General features: G+C 53.9%; 2 protein-coding genes and 3 pseudogenes. 3 read left to right on the forward strand and 2 right to left on the reverse strand.

What is annotated here, in order from left to right:
- Positions 1 to 331, forward strand: a pseudogene (locus tag BHE85_RS11670) (IS1-like element IS1X2 family transposase); the annotation flags it as partial.
- A 119-nt stretch (positions 332 to 450) separates the two neighbouring features.
- Here BHE85_RS11670 and yafV read toward each other — a convergent pair.
- A pseudogene (gene yafV, locus BHE85_RS11675) lies at positions 451 to 1220 on the reverse strand (2-oxoglutaramate amidase).
- A gap of 180 nt (positions 1221 to 1400) precedes the next feature.
- Here yafV and ivy point away from each other — a divergent pair.
- Positions 1401 to 1847 (forward strand): Ivy family C-type lysozyme inhibitor, encoded by a 447-nt coding sequence (ivy, locus tag BHE85_RS11680; protein WP_001308392.1) that lies wholly within the window; start codon positions 1401 to 1403, stop codon positions 1845 to 1847.
- A gap of 42 nt (positions 1848 to 1889) precedes the next feature.
- Here the strand turns inward: ivy and BHE85_RS11685 are convergent.
- Positions 1890 to 3839: pseudogene (locus BHE85_RS11685) on the reverse strand (acyl-CoA dehydrogenase); the annotation flags it as partial.
- Positions 3840 to 3895: 56 nt separating this feature from the next.
- On the opposite strand from BHE85_RS11685, the gene BHE85_RS11690 reads away from it, so the two are divergent.
- On the forward strand, positions 3896 to 4060 hold a 165-nt coding region (locus BHE85_RS11690), incomplete at its 3' end, for an IS1 family transposase (RefSeq protein WP_047664789.1).

A 4060-nucleotide genomic window follows, 5' to 3' on the forward strand; every position in this document is an offset into this window, starting at 1 on the left:
GCTGTTTTACGCGTATGACAGGATACGGAGGACGGTTGTGGCGCACGTCTTCGGTGAACGCACTCTGGCCACACTGGAGCGTCTTCTGAGCCTGCTGTCGGCCTTTGAGGTCGTGGTATGGATGACGGATGGCTGGCCGCTGTATGAATCACGCCTGAAGGGAAAGCTGCACGTTATCAGCAAGCGTTACACTCAGCGCATTGAGCGACATAATCTGAATCTGAGACAACATCTGGCAAGGCTGGGACGGAAGTCACTGTCGTTCTCAAAATCGGTGGAGCTGCATGACAAGGTCATCGGGCATTATCTGAACATAAAACACTATCAGTAAGTTGGAGTCATTACCCGAAAAGCAGCTATGGACAGAAACTATCTGGCGTCAGTCCTTGCGGAGAGCGGGCTTTCGTAGTCTTACCCCGACTCTCCCCCAGCCTTAAACACAACCCCCACTCACCGCAACCTAAACTCATCCGCATCCTGCCATGCCGGAAACTTTTCTCTATATTCCCGCAATGCCATCATCGACAGCTCCGCATCAATGCGCGTTGCTGATGCGCGTCGGCAGTAGCGATAATCTCGCCTTGTGGATTAATCACCCGGCTGTCACCGCGATAATGGCAGCCGTTGCCATCGCTGCCGACGCGATTGCATCCCGCCACATACGCCTGATTCTCAATCGCGCGGGCCGTCAGCAATGCCTGCCAGTGCAGAGAGCGCGGAGCAGGCCAGTTGGCAACGTAGATGGCGAGGTCATAATCGTTGAGATTGCGCGACCACACCGGAAAACGTAAGTCGTAGTACACCAACGGCAAAATACGCCAGCCGCGCCATTCCACAATCACTCGCGCATTGCCCGCTTTATAATGTAGATGCTCATCTGCCATGCGGAACAGATGACGCTTATCATAAAAATGTACCGTGCCGCCCGGCTCAACCAGCAAAAAGCGGTTAACCGAACCAGACTCCGTTTGTAATGCAACACTGCCTGCTATCAGCGCATTGCACTGCTGCGCCTTAGCTGTCATCCAGTTCACTACGTCATCTTGTGCTAGCGACGAAGCTGCCGCTTCCATGGCAAAGCCGCTGGTAAACATCTCCGGTAGAACGATCACATCGCGCCCGGTAATACCTTCCAGTTGACGATCAAAATGACGCAGGTTGGCAGGGCCATCCATCCACACCAGTGGTTGCTGCAAAAGCGTAATCTTCAAACCAGGCACGGTGTACAACTCCTTTATGCGAAGGGTTTTATAACTTTAACACCTTATCAGGCAGTTGCCTTAGCGCAGAATAAATTGATAACAAATGCTGATATTGGAAATATCTGATTTGCAAATTATCGTGTTATCGCCAGGCTTTAGAAGGTTAATAACATGGGCAGGATAAGCTCGGGAGGAATGATGTTTAAGGCAATAACGACAGTCGCCGCTCTGGTCATCGCCACCAGTGCAATGGCGCAGGATGATTTAACCATTAGCAGCCTTGCAAAGGGCGAAACCACCAAAGCTGCATTTAATCAGATGGTACAAGGGCATAAGCTGCCTGCCTGGGTGATGAAAGGCGGTACTTATACTCCCGCACAAACCGTAACGTTGGGAGATGAGACGTATCAGGTGATGAGCGCGTGCAAACCGCATGACTGTGGCTCGCAACGTATCGCTGTGATGTGGTCCGAGAAATCTAATCAGATGACGGGGCTGTTCTCGACTATTGATGAGAAAACGTCGCAAGAGAAACTCACCTGGCTGAATGTGAACGATGCGCTTTCGATTGATGGTAAAACGGTGCTGTTCGCGGCGTTGACCGGCAGCCTGGAAAACCATCCGGATGGCTTTAATTTTAAATAATTAGCGGATAAAGAAACGGAGCCTTTCGGCTCCGTTATTCAATTACGCGGCTTCAACTTTCCGCACTTTCTCCGGCAACTTTACCGGCTTCGTCGCCAGCTCTTCCGGATCAAAGTCATCAACGTTAATACTGCGCAGACGGCTTTCTTCAGCTTTCACCAGAATAGCGGCTTCATCTTTATCAATCAGCCCCTTCGCCAGCGCGTTGTGCGCCAGTTCATCCAGACGGGTAAACGGCAGGTTTTTACCCAGCTCTTTACAGATCCGCTGATGAATTGGGTCGGCGGCAATCACATCCACCAGCGCCTCTTCCAGCAAGCCAACCGGATTATGCTCGCTCGGCGTCAGGTACTGACCGCGACCAATGCGGGAACGGGTGGCGTTCGGCACTTGTAAAATCTTCGCCACTTTATGATCCAGCTTGTCAGAAGGTGCCAGATAATGACGTCCGGTCGGGAAGATCACCACATTCAGCAGCCCGGCAACCACGCGGTTCGGGAAGTTTTGCAGTAAATCATCCATCGCCTGTTCAGCCTGATACAGCGCATCTTGTACGCCCCAGTGCACCAGCGGCAGGTCGGCTTCATTACGGCCTTCGTCGTCATAACGCTTCAGCACGGCAGAGGCGAGGTAGAGCTGGCTTAAAATATCCCCCAGACGGGCCGAGATGCGCTCGCGACGTTTCAGGCTGCCGCCCAGCACTGCCATCGAGACATCAGAAAGCAGGGCGAGGTTGGCGCTCAGGCGGTTCAGGTGCTGATAGTAGCGTTTAGTGGCATCGCCGGTTGGCGTGCTGCTGGTTAAACCGCGCGTCAGGCCCAGCCAGAAGCTGCGAACTTTGTTGCTACCGACGTGACCGATATGTTTGAACAACAGTTTATCGAACGCGTTGACGTCATTGTTCTTCGCCGCTTCCATCTCTTCCAGCACGTACGGATGGCAACGAATCGCTCCTTGTCCGAAGATCATCATGCTGCGGGTCAGAATGTTAGCCCCTTCAACGGTGATGGCAATCGGTGCGCCCTGGTAAGCACGCGCCAGGAAGTTGCTTTGCCCGAGCATAATGCCTTTGCCACCAGTGATATCCATCGCATCAATAATCGACTGCTGCCCGCGGTGGGTACAGTGATACTTAACGATAGCCAACAGCACGGCAGGTTTTTCGCCGAGCATAATGCCGTAGGTAATCAGCGATGCCGCAGCATCCATCACGTAGGCATTACCGGCAATACGCGCCAGCGGCTCTTCAATCCCTTCCATCTTTCCGATAGAGATTTTGAACTGACGGCGAATGTGAGCATACGCGCCCGTTGCCAGCGCTACCGATTTCACGCCGCCGGTTGAGTTGGAAGGCAGGGTGATGCCGCGGCCTACCGAGAGGCACTCCACCAGCATCCGCCAGCCTTGCCCGGCCATTTTCGGCCCACCGATGATGTAATCGATCGGTACGAAGACATCTTTACCGCGCGTCGGTCCGTTCTGGAACGGTACGTTCAGCGGGAAGTGGCGACGACCAATTTCCACGCCCGGCGTGGTGGTCGGGATCAGCGCACAGGTAATACCTAAATCTTCTGCGCCACCCAGCAGCTTTTCCGGGTCGGAGAGTTTAAACGCCAGCCCAAGCACAGTCGCAATCGGTGCCAGCGTAATATAGCGTTTGTTCCAAGTCAGACGCATCCCCAGCACCTGCTGGCCCTGCCATTCGCCCATGCAGACAATCCCGGTGTCCGGAATCGCGCCCGCATCGGAACCCGCTTCCGGGCTTGTCAGTGCAAAGCAAGGGATCTCCTGACCACGCGCCAGACGCGGCAGATAGTGATCTTTCTGCTCGTCAGTGCCGTAATGTTGCAGCAGCTCGCCCGGGCCTAATGAGTTCGGCACGCCGACGGTAATCGCCAGGATCCCGCTCACGCCGGAGAGTTTTTGCAGCACGCGAGACTGGGCATAAGCTGAGAACTCCAGTCAGCCGTACTCTTTTTTGATAATCATCGCGGGTAATGCTGCCAACTTACTGATTTAGTGTATGATGGTGATTTTAAGGTGCTTGCGTGGCTTCCATTTCCATCAGATGTCCTTCCTGCTCCGCTACTGAAGGCGTGGTGCGTAACGGCAAAAGCACTGCCGGACATCAGCGCTATCTCTGCTCTCATTGCCGTAAAACATGGCAACTACAGTTCACTTACACCGCCTCTCAGCCCGGTACGCACCAGAAA

Source organism: Shigella sp. FC1567 (assembly GCF_001743015.1).
GTDB lineage: Bacteria > Pseudomonadota > Gammaproteobacteria > Enterobacterales > Enterobacteriaceae > Escherichia > Escherichia coli.